The 17,026-nt window shown below is 68.2% G+C and carries 12 protein-coding genes; 7 read left to right on the top strand and 5 right to left on the bottom strand.

Annotated features, from left to right (window positions below):
* The first annotated feature begins 6 nt into the window (after window positions 1-6).
* The 6 genes from LV476_RS05560 (at window position 7) to LV476_RS05535 (ending at window position 6,712) form a co-directional block, all read left to right on the top strand.
* Entirely contained in the window at window positions 7-1,212 is a 1,206-nt protein-coding gene (locus LV476_RS05560) for a metal ABC transporter permease (RefSeq protein ID WP_250074239.1), read from the top strand.
* Window positions 1,212-2,138, top strand: a complete 927-nt coding sequence (locus tag LV476_RS05555; RefSeq protein ID WP_250074237.1) for a metal ABC transporter permease — start codon at window positions 1,212-1,214, stop codon at window positions 2,136-2,138. Before LV476_RS05560 ends, LV476_RS05555 begins: the two co-directional genes overlap by 1 nt.
* Before the next feature lie 189 nt (window positions 2,139-2,327).
* Window positions 2,328-3,362 (top strand): LbtU family siderophore porin, encoded by a 1,035-nt coding sequence (locus LV476_RS05550; RefSeq protein WP_250074235.1) that lies wholly within the window; start codon window positions 2,328-2,330, stop codon window positions 3,360-3,362.
* 31 nt (window positions 3,363-3,393) lie between these two features.
* A complete protein-coding gene (locus LV476_RS05545; protein WP_250074232.1) occupies window positions 3,394-4,491 on the top strand; it encodes an imelysin family protein in 1,098 nt (365 codons plus the stop codon).
* Window positions 4,492-4,501: 10 nt separating this feature from the next.
* Window positions 4,502-5,983 (top strand): di-heme oxidoredictase family protein, encoded by a 1,482-nt coding sequence (locus LV476_RS05540; protein WP_250074230.1) that lies wholly within the window; start codon window positions 4,502-4,504, stop codon window positions 5,981-5,983.
* 75 nt (window positions 5,984-6,058) lie between these two features.
* Window positions 6,059-6,712: a DUF1614 domain-containing protein gene (locus LV476_RS05535; RefSeq protein ID WP_250074229.1), complete on the top strand. Its 654-nt coding sequence runs from the start codon at window positions 6,059-6,061 to the stop codon at window positions 6,710-6,712.
* A gap of 41 nt (window positions 6,713-6,753) precedes the next feature.
* On the opposite strand, the gene LV476_RS05530 is transcribed toward LV476_RS05535, so the two are convergent.
* The 4 genes from LV476_RS05530 to LV476_RS05515 form a co-directional block, all read right to left on the bottom strand.
* Window positions 6,754-7,473 carry a YrbL family protein gene (locus LV476_RS05530; RefSeq protein WP_250074228.1) on the bottom strand — a complete coding sequence of 240 codons (720 nt, stop codon included), beginning with the start codon at window positions 7,471-7,473 and terminating at the stop codon, window positions 6,754-6,756.
* A 43-nt stretch (window positions 7,474-7,516) separates the two neighbouring features.
* On the bottom strand, window positions 7,517-8,512 hold the full coding sequence (locus LV476_RS05525) for a 2-hydroxyacid dehydrogenase (protein WP_250074225.1): 996 nt from the start codon (window positions 8,510-8,512) through the stop codon (window positions 7,517-7,519).
* Window positions 8,513-8,633: 121 nt separating this feature from the next.
* On the bottom strand, window positions 8,634-10,796 hold the full coding sequence (locus LV476_RS05520; RefSeq protein ID WP_250074223.1) for a tRNA(Met) cytidine acetyltransferase TmcA: 2,163 nt from the start codon (window positions 10,794-10,796) through the stop codon (window positions 8,634-8,636).
* Between the two features lie 38 nt (window positions 10,797-10,834).
* Window positions 10,835-12,409: an inorganic phosphate transporter gene (locus LV476_RS05515; protein WP_250074221.1), complete on the bottom strand. Its 1,575-nt coding sequence runs from the start codon at window positions 12,407-12,409 to the stop codon at window positions 10,835-10,837.
* A 121-nt stretch (window positions 12,410-12,530) separates the two neighbouring features.
* Between LV476_RS05515 and recQ the strand changes: the two genes are divergently transcribed.
* Window positions 12,531-14,339, top strand: coding sequence for a DNA helicase RecQ (gene recQ, locus LV476_RS05510; RefSeq protein ID WP_250074219.1), 1,809 nt, complete (start codon window positions 12,531-12,533; stop codon window positions 14,337-14,339).
* On the opposite strand, the gene LV476_RS05505 is transcribed toward recQ, so the two are convergent.
* Complete coding sequence (locus tag LV476_RS05505; protein ID WP_250074218.1) at window positions 14,336-16,936, bottom strand: DUF2339 domain-containing protein; 2,601 nt, start codon at window positions 16,934-16,936, stop codon at window positions 14,336-14,338. The two genes, recQ and LV476_RS05505, sit on opposite strands and share 4 nt — an antisense overlap.
* Window positions 16,937-17,026: the final 90 nt, after the last annotated feature.

Here is a 17,026-nt window from a genome sequence, read left to right as displayed (position 1 = left end):
GCTTTGATGTTGATTGATGCGCTCACCCTGCAACTGGGCTACAACGCCACGCTGGTCGCCATCGGGGCGGCGCTGCTGGGTATTGCCGCCGGGGCGGCCGGTACCTTCCTGTTTCTGCGCAAGCGCGCGCTGGTCTCGGATGCCATCAGCCACTCGACCCTGCCTGGGGTGGGTCTCGCCTTCCTGGTGATGGCGGCTTTCGGTGGTGACGGCCGACATCTGGCCGGCTTGATGCTGGGCGCGGCACTCACCGCGGGTGCGGGGCTGTTGTGCATGCACTGGCTTACACGCCATACGCGGTTGGCTGAGGATGCTGCCATCGGTGCGGTGCTGTCGGTGTTCTTCGGCTTCGGCGTGGTGCTGCTGACCGTGATCCAGACGGTCTCGATCGGCCGGCCGGCGGGGCTGGCGGACTTTCTGCTCGGGGCGACCGCGGGCATGCTCTTCGGCGATGCCGTGCTGATTGCAGTCGCCGGGGCGTTGGCGGTGCTCGCGGTATGGGCGCTGCGCCGTCCGATGACGCTGGTCGCCTTCGATGCCGGTTTCGCCGCGGCCTCGGGCATCGACGTGCGCCGGGTCGACCTCGCCATGATGGGGCTGGTAATGGCCGTGACCATCATCGGCCTGAAGGTGGTCGGGCTGGTGTTGATCGTCGCGCTGTTGATCATCCCGCCGGTGGCCGCTCGCTTCTGGAGCGACCGCAGCGACCGGGTGCTCGGTATCGCCGGTGTGTTCGGTGGCTTGTCGGGTTTCATCGGTGCGGCTATTTCGGCCACGGCACCGTCGCTGCCGACCGGGCCGATCATCGTTCTGACCGCGTTCGTACTGTTCACGCTGTCGATGCTGTTCGCGCCCGGCCGGGGGCTCTTGGTCGGCTGGCTGCGCCATCGCCGTCAGCAGCGGCGCATCCACCTGCGCCAGGGGCTGCTGGCCATCGCCCAGGATCTGCCCATCTACGAGCGGTACACGCTCAATCTGCTGGTCAAGGCCGGTCTTGCCCGGCCCGACGGCGTGGCCACCGAGTTGGGGCGGTTGCGGGCAACCAAGGCCTGCCGTGACGAGTCGCGCTGGGCCGTGGCGCGACGGATGCATTCCCACGAGGCGACCGTGTCGCGCTACGACGGCCTGCGCCCGATCGAGGCGGTGCTGACCGGAGACGAGATTCGCGAGATCGACCGGCAGCTCGCCGAAGACGAGGAGGGCTGCGCGTGATGGGTGCCGAATTCGTGATGCTTTCCCTGGCGCCGATCCTGATCGGTGTGCTGGCAGCGATTGCCTGCGCGTTGCCGGGCAACTTCCTGGTCTTGCGTCGTCAGGCCCTGATCGGCGATGCCATCAGCCACGTGGTGCTGCCCGGGATCGTGGTCGGCTTCCTGTTGAGCGGCACGGTCAGTTCCTGGGCGATGATGGCTGGAGCGGCCGGATCGGCGGTGGTCGCCGTGGTGCTGATCGAGTTGATCCGGCGGCTTGGCCGGATCGAGCCGGGGGCAGCCATGGGGGTGGCCTTCACCGCGATGTTTGCCTTTGGCGTGCTCTTGCTCGAGCAATCGGATACCTCCTCGGTGCACCTCGACGTCCAGCATGCGCTCTACGGCAACCTCGAGAGCCTGATCTGGGTGGACGCTCGCGGCTGGGGTTCGCTGCTCGATCCGGCCGCGCTGGCCGAGTTGCCTCCGGAGCTGCCCCGCATCGCCATTGTTGCCGCCCTGATGCTGATCTTCACGGTGGTGTTCTGGCGGCCGCTCAAGATCTCGACCTTCGACGAGGGCTTCGCCCAGGTGCTGGGCATGCGCACCAACCTGATCGGCTTCGGTCTTGTGATCATGGCGGCGGTGGCGGCGGTCGCCGCCTTCGATGCGGTTGGTTCGATCATCGTCATCGCCATGTTCATCTGCCCACCTGCCGCCGCCCGCCTGATGACCAACCGCCTCGAGCATCAGGTGCTCTGGTCGGTGGCCTTCGCGGTGTTCTCCGCGGTGGTCGGCTACGTGGCGGCCGGTTATGGACCGCTGTGGCTGGGCGCCGAGGATGCCGTCAGCGCGGCCGGCATGATCGCCACCGTCGCGGGCCTGGTGTTGGCCATCGCCGCGCTCTATGCCCCGTCTCGCCGGGGTAGCGGCGTTACCGCCGATCGCTGATCCCGACGCTAGGGCTGTGCCCTTCCGGGAATCGCACCAATAGGTGCAATACGAACGATTTGCATTACAATGCGGGGCCAGCGCACGGCCCGACTCGTGCGTTTTCTCTAAAGGGCAAGCCAGCCGTCGCCAGCCAGCCCTGACCAACAGTCGCCTCTCAATAGGGGCGAATGACGATCAGGAGTTGTCATGCAGCAGATCAAACCTGCCGGCCGACTGGCTGTTTCCCTGCCTCTCTCGCTGGCGTTGGCCGCACCGGCTATCGCCGAGAAGACCCCATCCTTCCCGAGAATCGCCGTCGAGGGGCTGGGGGAGATCGAGGCGTACCACGCCACGCCCTACACCGGGGCGGACGAAAGCGACATTGTGCTGGCAACCGGGGCACTCGGGGTTGAGGCGATCCTCAACGAGTGGTTGAGCGCCGAGGTCACCACGCTCTACGAGGAAAACGCGACGCCGCTGGAGATCGACACGGCGAGCGTCTCCGTGATCCATCCGGATCAGGTCTGGTCACTGCGTGCCGGCCAGTTTTACGTGCCGTTCGGGCTTTTCGAAACCGCTATGGTGTCCGACCCGCTGACGCTGGAACTGGGCGAGGCGCGCGAAACGGCCATCTCGGCTCAGGCCGGTGCCGGTGGCTTCCGCGTTGGGGTTTACACCTTCAATGGCGATGCGGACGGTGAGACCCGGGTCGACAACTGGGGCGCGACCGTCGATTACGAGGCGGATCTCGGGGAGGTCGACGTGCTGGTCGCCGGCGGCTACCTCAACCACTTGGGTGAATCCGACGCGCTTCAGGAGCAGGTCGCCGCTTCCGACGAGGGCCGGGGCGAGGAGGTCGGCGCCTGGACGGCCACCACGGTGCTCGACTTCCATGGATTCACCCTGGTGGGGGAATACCTGGCCGCGATCGACGACTTCGCCGCGGGGCAGCTCGCCTTTCATGGCGTCGGGGCTCGCCCGGCCGCCTGGAACGTCGAGGTTGGCTACGGCTTTCATATCCATGGCCGGCCGGCCCAGGTCGCACTTGGCTACCAGGGCAGCGAGGAGGCGGTCGAGGTGGGCCTGCCGAGACGCCGGGCCCTGGCGGCTTTCTCGGTGGATGTCTGGCGCAACACCACGCTCGGCTTCGAGTACGCCCACGATCATGACTACGACCCCGCCGAGGGCGGTACCGGCGAGACGGCCGGCACGTTCACCACCCAGCTGGCGCTGTCCTTCTAAGTCACCCTGCCGAGTTCACGAGGAACGATCCATGAGCATTCACGTACCCATGCACGGCCTGGTCCTGGCTTCGGCCTTCATCCTTGTCGCCCCGGTCGCCCAAGCGGGCACGACGGCCTCCACCGCGCCGGACACGAAGGTCGTTCTCGAACACGTGGCCACCGACGTCATCGCACGCAACTATCGGCGTTTGGCCGGCGCCACCGATCGGCTCGCCGACCGGCTTGCGGCCCTGGAGAGGGAGCCGCTGCCGGGGAATGTGATTTCCGCCCGCGAGGCATGGCGCAGCGCGCGTGCCTACTGGGAGACGGGCGAGGCGCACCTGTTCGGGCCGGTCGATACCGACGGCCACGACCCGGCGATGGATTCCTGGCCGCTCGACCAGCAGGAGCTCGCGGGCCTGCTGAGCGGCGATGCGGCGATCGATGCCGAAACGGTCGCCGGGCTCGACGGTGACCTGAAGGGCTTCCATGCCATCGAGTACCTGCTCTGGCACAGCGCTGTCGTCGATGGCCGCGAGTCGGCCCAGGCCGCTGCCGAGCGTCTGGCCGCCTCACCGCGCCAGCGGGCGATGCTTGCCGCCCTCGGAGGCGATCTCCACTCGCATGCCCGTGCCATGGCCGAGGCCTGGCAGGGCGATCAGGGTTACGCCGTCCAACTGGCCCGCGCGGGCACCCCGGAATCCCGTCTCTATCCGGGGCAAAAAGGGGCGCTCCAGGAACTGACGGAAGGCGTGGACGGCATCGCCGACGAACTGGCTGCCGCCAAGCTCGGCGAACCGCTTATTTCCGGACGACTGGACGGGGTCGAGTCGCCGTACTCGCGCAACACCCGCGCCGACATGCGCTTCAACGTCGAAGGTATCCGCAACCTGTGGTTTGGCTCGCTCGACGGGATCGATTCCGGTCTCGGCCTGCGGGCACTGGCCTCGGATCCTTCCGGTGTCGACCGCGCCCTGCTGGCCGCCGAAGGGCACTTGGCTGCCATCGGAGAGGTCGACGCTAAGGAGGGACGGCTTGCGTTCGCCGAGGCGATCGCCTCGGACGCCCCGGCGCAGCGTGCTCGCATCGAGGCGGCCGTCGCGGCGGTGCGGGACCTGCAGGACCGACTCAACAAGGCCCTGCACTAGGAGAGTCGAGATGGCGGAATCGCTTGTTCCCGACGCGAGGTCGGTCTGCGACGCAGCAGGGGGTCCGGGGCACCGCTGTCGCCGTTCCTTGTTGCTGGGTGTGCTGCTGGCACTTGCGCCGGGATTGGCTGTTGCCGAACGGCCGCCGGTGACGGTCGACTCGGCCAGCAGCAATGCGTTCTCCCACCCCACACCGGGGATGGACGACGAGGAGCTGGCCCGGTTCACGCGAGGCGATGCCGATTTCGAGACGCCGTTCGTCAGCAGCGGCAATGCCATCCGCCCCGGCCTCGGGCCGGTATTCAACGCCTCGAGCTGCGAGGGCTGCCACCCGCGCGACTCGCGTGGCGCGCCGCCTCCGGATCCCGCCGATCACCGCAGCAACCTCGCGGATGCCGAGTCGATGCTGCTTCGGGTAAGTATTGGCAACGATCCGCGAACCGGGCCGATTCCCGTGCCGGGCATGGGCACCCAGCTTCAGCACCAGGCGGTTGCCGGCGCCGTCCCCGAGGCCGATGTCGAGGTGCACTGGCATCACCGCACCGGGCAGTACGCCGACGGCGAGGCCTACCAACTGCGTTGGCCGACCATTCACCTTTCGCAGCCGGCCGACCCGGATGCACTCGCCGAGGCGGGGCTCGATATCGACGACATCCGCATCTCGCCGCGCGTGGCCCCGCCGCTGCACGGGCGGGGCCTGATCGAGGCGGTCCCGGCGGCAACCCTCGAAGCCCTGGCAGATCCGGATGATGCCGACGGCGACGGTATCAGCGGGCGTATCAACCGCGTGCGGGACCCGGTGACTGGCGAGACCCGGGTCGGCCGGATCGGTCTCAAGGCCAATAATCCCGATCTGCTGCTGCAGAACGCGGGTGCCTACCACCAGGACATGGGGGTAACCAACTCGGTCTACCCGGAGGAGAGTGGGGGTAAGGCCGCCAGTCGGGATGCCGTTGCCGACGACCCCGAGCTCGGCTGGGACAGTGCCGCCGGACAGATCGACCCCGAGGCAGCGAAACGGATACTCGACGAGGTGACCTTCTACACCCAGACGCTGGCGGTGCCGTCGCGCCGTTTCGTCGACAACCCGCGCGTTCGGCGCGGGGAGGGGCTGTTCCGGCAGGCCGGCTGCGCGGCCTGCCACGTTCCGCAGATGCGTACCGGCGAGCACCCGGACGGCATTGCCGTGCTGTCCGACCGCGAGATCGAGCCGTACTCGGACTTCCTGCTGCACGACATGGGCGAGGGGCTGGCGGATGGCCGCGGTGACTTCCTTGCCAGCGGGCGCGAATGGCGCACGCCGCCGCTATGGGGCATCGGCCTGACGGAGCTGGTCACCGGCCACCGATTCTTTCTGCACGATGGCCGGGCGCGCGGGCTGGCCGAGGCGATCCTGTGGCACGGTGGCGAGGCCGAGCCGGCGCGCGAGCGTTTCCGCCGACTGTCCGCCGGGGACCGCGAGGCACTGCTCGCCTTCCTGCGCAGTCTCTGATCGTGCAGGCCGTGTCCGGCGCGGCAAAACTCTGCCATCCTCGGGGACGTTGATCGCAAGCGTTCCCGAGGAGCCATGCCCAATCCCGCCTTCCTGTTTGCCGCGCTCGGCCTGATCGTCCTGTTCACGCTGATCCAGCTTGGGGCGTTGCAGCTGGCGTTCGGCAAACTGGGGTTGGACCCGCAGGCCGGAGTCACGCTGCTGTTCGTCTCCCTGATGGGCAGCCTGGTCAATGTGCCCCTGTTCCGCATGAGTGCCGAGGGGCCGGAGCAGCCGCTGCCCGAACCCATCCGTCGCATCCTGAGCCACAGCCAGCAGCCGTTCGAGGGCTTCACGACGGTGGCGGTCAACCTGGGCGGTTGTCTGCTGCCGATGACGTTCTCCGCCTATCTGGTCATGCATGCCGGCGCGGGCCTGTTCGACTACCTGGTCGCGGTGGGATTCGTCTCGGCGGTCGCCTATGTTTCCAGCCGACCGGTGCCCGGTCTGGGCATCGGCATGCCGGTGCTGGTCGCCCCGCTGGCGGCGGCTGCGGCAGGGTTGATGCTCGACCCCGAGCACAGCCCGGCGCTGGCCTATGTCGGCGGGACGGTGGGGGTGCTGATCGGTGCGGACATTCTGCGATTGAAGGACGTGCGCAAGCTGGGTTCGCCGGTGGCCTCGATCGGCGGGGCGGGCACCTTCGACGGCATCTTTATCACCGGCATTCTGGCGGTGCTGCTGGCCTGAGGTGGTGTTGCCGGTTTGCTAGCCAGCCGACGGGCGGGACGTTAGTCGAGCAGCAGGTCGATCTGGGTGGCGATCAGGCCGAGCAGCGCCACCAGGATAGCGATGGCGATCGCGACCGGATGCTTGCGGCGGGCCGGTTCGGCTTCCGGACCGATTTGCTGCACCAGCCGTTCGATCTTCTTGCGCTTGTAGCGACGGTTTAGCCACTGGCTGTGCGAGCGGACCGGAATGGCGGCGCGGTCTCCCATGCCGTCGATCAGGACGAAATGCCCATCCTGGTGCCAGACGAGGTTGTCGGGGGAGAGGTCGTTGATCAGCACGTTCGAGGTCAGCGCCCAGTCGGCGAAGGTGTCGAGCGCCTGTTGCTCGCGCGGCCCGAACTCGCCGCGCCGCCGCAAGTCGGCGAGGCTTGGCGCCGGCTGTCCGTTCTCGTCGAGAACGGCCTCGACCAGCAGGGCGGCGCCCAGGTCGGTGTCGACCATGCCGAGGATGTTCTGCAGGTGGCGACAGGGGGCATAACGGCCCGCATGGCGGGCTCGCGAGGCGAGGTGCTCGCGGACTTCACGCTCGAAGGCGCGGTAGTGGCCGATCCGCCGGCGGCGCTTGTAGAAGGCGTCCTTGCGGTCATGGCGCGTGATGAAATCGGGGTTCACCACCTTCACCAGCACCCGCGGATCCTCCGGGTGCCGGTAGACGAGTTTCTGCGCCCCGCGACCGATCGGGTCGAGCGGAGCGAGTGTCAGTGGGGCGAGCAGGTCCATGGGCAAGCGCGGTATCGGAGCAAAGCGGCGGATTATACCCGCGCTACGCCGCCAGGGTGAGTTCCCGCTCGCAAGCCACGCCGGTCTCGATGCAGGTCAGGTTTTCCAGCGTCTGCTTCGCGATCTGGTCCAGCGCCTCGCGGGTCAGAAAGGCCTGGTGGCCGGTGACCACCGCGTTCTGGAACCCCAGTAGCCGGGCGAACTGGTCATCGGTGAGCGGCTCGTCGCTGCGATCCTCCCAGAAGAGGGGACCCTCGTTCTCGTAGACGTCGATGCCGAGTCCGCCGATCTGTCCGGATTTCAGTCCGTCGATGGCCGCCTGCGTGTCGATGACCGCACCGCGGCTGGTGTTGACGATCAGCACGCCTCGCTTGAGCCGCGAGATCGCCGCTGCGTCGATCAGGTGGTGGCTGTCCTCGGTCAGCGGGCAGTGCAGGCTGATGATGTCCGAGCGCGCCAGCAGATCTTCCAGCGGGACGTAATCGATGCCCATCGCACGACATTCGTCGTTGGGATACGGGTCGTGGGCGATGACCTCGGCGCCAAATCCCTGCTTGAGAATGCGGGCGAACACCGTGCCGATGCGCCCGGTACCGACCACGCCGACCGTCTTGTCGACCACGTCCATGCCGACCAGTCCGTGCAGGGCGTAGTTGCCCATACGGACCTGCGAGACGGCGCGCGGCAGGTGGCGGTTGACGGCCTGCATCAGTGCCACGGCGTGTTCGGCGACCGCGTTGGGCGAGTAGGCGGGAACGTTCACCACGCGCAGACCGGTCTCGCCGACCGCGTCGAAATCGACGTGGTTGCAGCCGGCGCATCGCAGGGCGAGCACCTTGGTACCGCCCTCGACCAGGGCGTGGATCACCCGCGCATTAAGGATGTCGTTGGCGAAGACGCAGACCGCCGGATAGCCCTGGGCCAGATGGACGGTTTCTTCGCTCAGGCGCTGGTCGAAGTAGTCGATCTCATGGCCTTTCCGTTCGGCCTCGAAGGCCTCGCGATCGTAGGGCTTGGTATGGAAGAAAGCGACTTTCATAACAGTGTGGTCCCCGCAACGATGTTCTTGTCTGCAACGGTGGTGCCGGCCGGCCGGTCGCTGGCTGATGGGCCCAGCTCACGGTTGGCACTGGTTCCAAGCATAGCGCGTGACCGCGCCCCTAGTGCGACAGCACCGCGAGTATCTGGCCGAGGGTTTGTCGGCAGGCCGCCTCGATCTGGCGTCGTCCGGCAAGATCGAAGCGGCGGGCCAGTGCTGCTTCCTCGCCAAGCTGCAGAAAGCGCCCGACCAGCAGGGCGCGATCATCCGGAGTGACGGCCTCGACCACGGCCGGTCGTGTCAGGGCCGCCGGCAGCAGGCGACGCAACGGGCCGAGTGCGGCATCCAGATGATGCTGACGGTAGGCGCAGGCCTCGATTTGCCGGCGTTCGAGGTCGTCGAGCGACGGCAGGGGGATTGGCGGCGTGCTTGCCAGTAGCCGTACCAGTCGGGCCGGGTCGGCATGGCGCAGCGGGCCGGCGGCCCGGTCGGCGAAGGCATCGACCAGACGGCGCGCAGTGTGGTCGATCGCCTTTTTCCCGGCCGGCGAGAGCCCCGTGGCCATGACCATGGCCTGTTCGCCGGAGGCCGGGTCGCGGTGCTGGCCGAGGTGCAGGCCGACGAGATTGCAGGCCTGCCAGAAGTCGACCAGGTCGTCCTGTGCGCCGAAACTCACGCCGAGGAAATCCTGGCCGTCGGCACGGGCCGCCTTGGCGATGGCCGCCACCAACTGCCGGCCGAGTCCGCGCAGGCGGGCCGACGGATGCACGGCGATGCGCTGGATCCGTCGGCCGGACAGCGTCGGCCAGTCGATCTGGCCGGCGTGTGCCGCGAGGGTCTGCGGCAGCAGGTGGCCGTGCAGGCGCCGCTCGCCGGCAAACACCGCCTCGGCCAGCGATGCGGGCAAGCCGCCCTCGTCCTGTACCACGGCGGTTGCCAGGATTCGGGCGTCCGCCTCGATTGCCCACAGCTGGGTGCCGGGTGCCTCGAGCAACTGGCGCAGATCGCGTGGTGTGGTGCGGTAATGGGCGCTGACCAGCAGACCGAACAGCTCGACCAGCCGGGCCTCGTCGACGGCCAGGGCGTTGCGATCCAGTTGCCGTGGCGGGCCGGGGTCGAGCGGTCCATCCGCCGGCAGGTCGGCCGGCTCGGCATCGAGAAGCAGCAGTCGGTCGATCAGGGTCTCGAGCGGGTCGTCTGCCGCCCAGCGTATCGGTGCGGTGAGCCGTTGGTGATACACCGAGACCGCCCGATCCTCGAGACGTGGCAGGAACCGCAGCGCGAAGCCGCGGCCGCTGCCCTCGTAGCCGTGTTCGGTGGTGGCGAACACGCAACGCGAGTGGCTCTCGAACAGGTCGTCGAGCAGGCCGGCGGGCAGGGCCGCGGCCTCGTCGACCAGCAGCAGGCGGCCCGAGGGACCTTGCTCGATCAATACATCGGGCGGCACAAAGCGCAGCTGGTGTTCGCCGAGAGGGATTGCCCCGTTGGCGTCCATCCCGACACCGAGGAGTTCGGCGGCTCGTTCGAATAGTGGCCTGGCCGCTTCGCGGCGAGGTGCGGTGACCAGTACGTCACCCAGCCCCATCTGCAGGGTTCGAGCCGCGGCGATGCCGAGCGCCGAGCTCTTCCCCCGACCACGGTGTGAGCGCAGCACCAGCGGTCGGCGTGGGCGCCCGTTGGCTACGGCAAGAATACGCTCGACCGCTTCGGCCTGCTCGGGCGTGCGGCAGGGTGCCTCGGCCAGTTTCGGTTCGCCGACATGCGTGGCGGGAAGCGGTGCCGGTGGCAGCGGCTGGCCTTCGCTCACCCTCCATAACACGGGCTGTTCGGCCAAGAGGCGAATCAGGCGGTGGATATAGGCCGAGCCGGCATCCGCCGGGGTGAACGGGTAGGGCGTGATCCGGGCGAGTTCCGGGTCCTCCCGGTCGGACCAGTCGGCCAATGGCGGGGCGAGCAGGATCAGGCAGCCGCCGGCGCGGGGCAGGCCGGCGACTGCACCGAGGGCGTCGGGATCGAAGCCCGAGAGGGCATTGAACACGATCCGGTCGCATTCCCCGCCCAGCGATTCGCGTGCGCGGCGCAAGCTCGTCGATCGCACCGACGCGGGGGCATCCGGGCCGACCCAGAGCGTGTCGTCACTGACGAGCGACTGCGCCGCGCTCAGGGCCCAGTCGCGGCAGCCGCTGATCAGGATCGGCAGCCGGTGCCCGGCCCGGCGCCAGGCGGGCAGGGCGGCATCGAGCGCGTCGCGCAGCTCGTCTTCGCGAAGAGTGGTGGCAGCCATGGCAAGGATTGTACTGTCCCCGCCCGTGCGGCGGCGTATCAGCCGGATGCGATGGCGCGAATCAGGACGAAGAACAGGGCGGCGAGCAGAGCGGCGGCCGGTACGGTGATCACCCAGGCTGCAGCGACCTTCAGCACTAGCGAGCGCTTGACCAGTTCGCGCTTGTAGATCTTCTTCAGTCCCTTGCGCTGACGCTTGCTGATGTGGACCTCTCGCCGGGTGCTCTTGCTCTTGAGTTCCTGCAGCATCAGCTTCTTCTGCTTGAGCGAAGCGGCCCGGAACCGCTCCAGGTAGTCCTGCATCACCTCGTCGTCGTCACCGTTCGGGTGCAGGTCGCGCACCTGTTGTTCGAGGCGGTCGTAGTTGGACTTGAGGTGTTCGCGCAGGAACCCCACGCCGAACACCGCACCGATGGTCACATGGGTGGTGGAAACCGGCAGGCCCAACTGCGAGGCGAGGATGACGGTCAGCGTCGCTGCCAGGGCGATGCAGAAGGCACGCATCGGGTCGATGTCGGTGATCTCGTGGCCGACGGTGCGGATCAGCTTCGGGCCATAGAGCGCGAGCCCCACCGCGAGGCCCAGCGCCCCGATCGCCATCACCCACAACGGGATGGCCGCCTTGGCTGCGGTACCGGCGTGGGTGAGCGCCTCGTTGATCGCGGCGAGCGGGCCGACGGCGTTGGCCACGTCGTTCGAGCCATGGGCGAAGCTCAGCAGGGCGGCGGCGAAAACCAGCGGCAGGGTGAACAGACGGTTCACGCTCGCCTTGCTGTTCTCCTGCATTCCGTCGGCGGCGCGCGCCACCAGCGGACGCACGGCGACATACACCAGCGCCGCGATTACCAGCCCGACGGCCGCCGCCCCGAGGAAGGGGATATCGGTGATCCGCTTGAGGCCCTTGACGGCAAGATAGGTGGCGAACGCCCAGGCCATCAGCGCGAGGAACCAGGGTACGCGGCGCTTGGCAGCCGCGATCAGGTCGTCCTGATAGGTGATGCTGCGCTTGATCAAGTAGAGCAGGGCGGCGGCCAGCAGACCGCCCAGCAGCGGCGAGATCACCCAGCTGGCGGCGATCTGACCTACCGTGCCCCAGTTGGCGATGCCCCAGCCGGCCGCGGCGATGCCGCCGCCCATCACGCCACCGACGATCGAATGCGTGGTGGAGACCGGCGCGCCCAGGGCAGTGGCGAGGTTGAGCCAGATGGCCGCGGCCAACAGGGCAGCCATCATCAGCCAGACGAAGGTCATCGGATCGCCGATCGCCGTGGGATCGATGATGCCGCCCTTGATGGTGGAGACCACCTCGCCGCCGGCGATCAGCGCACCGGCCGCCTCGAAGATCGCGGCAATGACGATCGCCCCGCCGAGGGTCAGGGCGCGGGAGCCCACCGCCGGGCCGACGTTGTTGGCCACATCGTTGGCGCCGATGTTCATCGCCATGTAGGCGCCGATCACGGCGGCGATCACCATTACCACGCTGACGTGGCCCTGCGTGATCCAGGTGAACAGCGCCACCCCGATCACGAACAGCACAGCCAGGCCGAAGCGCAGCAGTTCGTGGCGGGTGGAGCGGGGAACCTTGTCGAATGCGTCTACTTCATCGAGATCCATGTCGGGGCGCCTGTCATCCTGTCATGTTGTCACCCGGACGACCCTAGCCCAGACCGTCGCGGTCGTCCATCGCCGGTCGCAGCGGTTCCTTTCATGTGAGGAATCTGGCCCAATAGCCGCCATGTCGAAAAGCCCCCGCGAAATCCTGAACAGCGTCTTCGGCTACGAGGACTTCCGCCCGCCGCAGGGCGAGGTGATCGATACCGTCATGGGTGGTAACGACGCCCTGGTGTTGATGCCCACCGGCGGCGGCAAGTCGCTGTGCTACCAGGTGCCGGCGCTGGCACGCTCCGGCACGGCGATCGTGGTCTCGCCGCTGATCGCCCTGATGCAGGACCAGGTCGCCGCATTGCGCCAGCTGGGTGTGGCCGCTGCCTTCCTGAATTCGAGCCTGTCGGCCGAGGAGGCGCGCGAGGTGCTCGGCCGGCTGCACGAGGGTTCGCTGGATCTGCTCTACGTCGCCCCCGAGCGGCTGATGATGCCGGCCACCCTCGAGCGGCTGGCCGGTGTGCCGCTGTCTCTGATAGCGATCGACGAGGCGCACTGCGTTTCGCAGTGGGGCCACGACTTCCGTCCGGAGTACATCCGCCTGGGCGAGCTGGCCGGGCAGTTCCCGGGCGTGCCGCGCATCGCGCTGACTGCCACCGCCGACGAGGCCACCCGCGAGGAGATCGTCGAGCGGCTGGGGCTCGGTAACGCGCGACGCTTCATCTCGGGCTTCGACCGCCCCAACATCCGCTACCGCATCAGCCAGGGCACCGGCGGCGGCCGCGACCGGCTGCTGCGCTTCATCCGCGAGTCGCACCCGGGTGAGGCGGGCATCGTCTACTGCCTGTCACGCAAGAAGGTCGAGCAGACCGCCGAGTGGCTGGAAAAGCAGGGTCTGACCGCGCTGCCCTACCACGCCGGGCTCTCGGCCGAGCACCGGCGTCGGGTGCAGGAGCGCTTTCTCGCCGAAGAGGGTGTGATCGTGGTCGCGACCATCGCCTTCGGCATGGGCATCGACAAGCCGGACGTGCGTTTCGTCGCGCATCTCAATCTGCCCAAGAGCATCGAGGCCTACTACCAGGAAACCGGCCGGGCCGGCCGCGACGGCCTGCCGGCGGATGCCTGGATGGACTATGGCCTGCAGGACGTGCTCACCCTGCGCCAGATGATGGCCGGCTCCGAGGCCGACGAGCGCATCAAGCGCATTGAGCGAACCAAGCTCGACGCCATGTTGGGCCTGACCGAGATGACCACCTGTCGGCGCCAGGCGCTCCTCGCGTACTTCGGCGAGACGCTGGCCGAGCCCTGCGGAAACTGCGACAACTGCCTCGAGCCGCCTGAGACCTGGGATGCCACCGAGGCGGCGCAGAAGGCACTGTCCTGCATCCATCGCACCGGGCAGCGCTTCGGCGTGAACTACCTGGTGAGTGTGTTGCGCGGCGAGGCCGACGAGCGCATGCGCCGTTTCGGCCATGATCAGATTTCGACCTTCGGTATTGGCACCGACCTGTCCGCGGCGGCCTGGCGCGGCCTGTTCCGTCAGCTGATCGCCCGCGGACTGATCGCCGTCGACGCCGAGGGCCACGGTGGACTGCACCTCGACCCGAGCTGTCGGGTCGTGCTTAAAGGCGAGGAGACCCTGCGGTTGCGCCCGGAGCTCAAGCGCAAGGCTGCCACTCGTGGGGGTTCCCGTCGTCAGCCGATCGCGGTGCCGGTCGAGGACGAGCCGCTATGGGAGTCGCTGCGCGCCCATCGCAAGCGGCTGGCCGAGGAGCAGGGCATTCCGCCCTACACCGTCTTCCATGACGCGACCCTGAAGCACATGATCGAGATCCGCCCGGCCACCCTCGAGGAGATGGAAGCGGTCTCAGGCGTCGGCGAGCGCAAGCTGGAGAAGTACGGCGAGGGATTCCTGCGCATCCTGCACGCTCACGCCGGCTAGGCCGCCTCGTCGGCCGGCGTGCGTGGTCGCGCCAGCAGCTGGTGGACGTAGGCCAGGGCCAGGAGCGACAGCCCCAGCCCCATGAACGAGACCGCCCGCAACAGGCCGGTCAGCCCGCTCATGTCCACCAGGAAGATCTTGACGATCACCAGTGTCAGCAATGCCAGGCCGCCGCGGTATAGCGCAGGGCGTTCCCGCACTATGCCGGTGAGCAGGGCCGCCATCGCCATCAGCAGCCACACGGCCGAATAGGTGTAGAGCTCGCCGTTGGAGGTAGCGTCGACCAGGGAAAGCTCGCCCTGCCAGATATGGCGGATCTCGAAGCTTGCGAACAGCCACAGGCCGATGCCGGCCACCACGGCGAACTGGCGTCGGGTCATCGGTTCGTAGATGCGGCTGGCCAGAGCGAACAGCACCACCGGTAGGCCGTAGGCGAGCAGCAGCAGGTTGAACAGCGGCGTGTCACCGATGGTGCCGGCCTGCGGCCCGCCCCACAGCGGATTGGCGTGGATGAGCAGGTAGGCATAGGCGAGCAGCGCAAGCACCATCATCACCCGGCCGGCCAGCCGATAGACGACCTGCAGCTGGGTCGAAAGCTGGCCACGCCAGTGATAGACCAGCCCCAGCGCGGCGGTGAGGTTGACGTCGATGGCCGCCTCGAGGAAGTCGAAGCGCGGCGCGAACACCGCGCCGTCGTAGAGCCAGTAGCGCAGTTCGACCACCAGGAACAGCAGCAGCAAGTGCAGCGCCCCGCCTTCCAGCCAGCGTCGCAGCGGAACATCGGGTGGCACCTGCCGGCTGGCCAGCACGGCCAGCAGCAGGCTGCCGCCATAGGTCCACAGCGTCCAGTGGCCTTCGCCCGCGTAGGTGAGTAGCCACGGGTTGAGTGTCAGGCGGATCACCACCACGGCCAGCACCAGCTTGACCAGCCAGTGCAGGTTGTCCATCGGCACGCGTCGCATCACCCAGGTGAGCGACACCAGCTGGGCGGCCAGCGCGAGCGTGAGGGTGGCGTCGTCGAGCGCGATCACCGCGGCCAGCGAATAGGCCAGATGACCACCGGTGACCAGCCAGAAGGCGACGCCGTCGGTCGACCCGTGGCGCAGTCGCCAGACGGCCAGGTTCAGCAGCAATCCCCCGTAGACGATGCAGGCGACGGCAAGCCCCCAGGGGGGCAGCGCCGCGCGGGCCAGCAGGTAGGCCAGTGCCACGGCCACCAGCGGTGCCACCACGGCCAGCGAGGCATCCAGCGCCGAACCCGGCCGATTGCGCAGGTGCCATAGCCCGGCACCCGAGAACAGGCCGGCCAGCAGGGCGAGGAAGGCGAATAGCGTGCCGTGATGCTCCGCGGAGACCGGGTCGACCATCAGCGTGGGCTTTTGGGTGGGCAGTGGCGCGATCTGGGCGGCGATCAGCCCGACGGTGATGACGGCCAAGGTCAGCCACGGCAGCGGCCGCAGATGATCGTTGTAGCGTGCCGCAATCAAGAGTACGGCGGGCAGGGGTAGCCAGACCAGCGGTCCCCCGGCCCAGTGCGGGTCGCGGCCCAGGCTGAGTCCCAAGCCAGCCAGCAGCACCAGCAGGCCCAGGAGGAGACCGCGCTGTTCTGTCGGTATCAGGCGCAGCCAGTCGCGCCAGTGGGGCGGGTTGTCGGCTGCGACGACCTGGTCTAGCCGCCAGTTGCTCGAGCGGATGGCAAGCATGCCCCAGGCGAGCACGGCGAGATAACTGCCCAGCCAGGCTTCGCTGTGCTTGCCCGTCATCAGGGCCACCCACCACCAGAACAGGGCGCCGCCGATGGTGCCCCACCACAGCCAGTCGCGGTAGACATAGCGCATCAGCGTGAAGCCTGACAGGGCGATTACCGTGCTGTAGACCAGCGTCGTGACCAGCTGGTCGGACTGTGTGCCCAGGAGGGCCGGGACCGCATAGCCGCCCAGCAGGCCGAGGATTGCGAGCACCGGGCCGTGCCACAGGGCCAGTACGAGGGTGGCGAGCGAGATCAACGCCAGCACGGCGAAGACCAGTCCCACCGGCCAGAGCTGGTACAGGTGCAGGGCGGCCAGGGCGGCCGCGTAGAGGGTCAGGCTCGCACCGCCGGCCAGTGCGGCGACGGCGTCCGATCGCCAGTCCGAGCGCCGGCGCAGCCATTCGGCCAGTGCATGCAGGCCAAGCCCCGTGACCAGTCCCGCCGTGATGCGGGCGGCCGGACCGAGATAGCCCTGCTCGATCGAGTAGCGCACCAGGAAGACGCCGGCGAGACCCACCGACAGCCCGCCGAGCCAGATCATCCAGTGCTCGCGTACGCGGCCGACGACCCCGGCGGCCCGGCCCGGCGCGGCAGCGGGTGTGCTGGCAGCCGTTTTTTCGGTCGGGGCGGGGTGTCGGCGTCCTTCGGCCCACTTGGGTGGGGCGTGCCGTGGCGGGGGCGTCTCGTGCTCCGGTTGGGGTTCCGGTTCTGCGGGGCGTTGACGGGCCTCGAGCCGGTCGAGGCGCTCCTCCAGTCGGCGCAGTTTGAAAAAGCTGATCCAGCCGAGCACGCCACCGGTGAGCAGGGCCAGGAATGAAAGCACGGCAAACAGCAGCAGCTCGCCCATGAGTCATGTCCTTGAAGTATCCGAGGAGCTTTCGCGCCGCCTTCCGCTGCGGCGATCAGGTGATGGTAGCCCCATTCGGTGCGGGTCGAT

The organism is Guyparkeria hydrothermalis (assembly GCF_023555385.1).
GTDB classification, from domain to species: Bacteria; Pseudomonadota; Gammaproteobacteria; order Halothiobacillales; family Halothiobacillaceae; genus Guyparkeria; species Guyparkeria hydrothermalis_A.
This window is presented reverse-complemented; position numbering and strand designations above follow the sequence as displayed.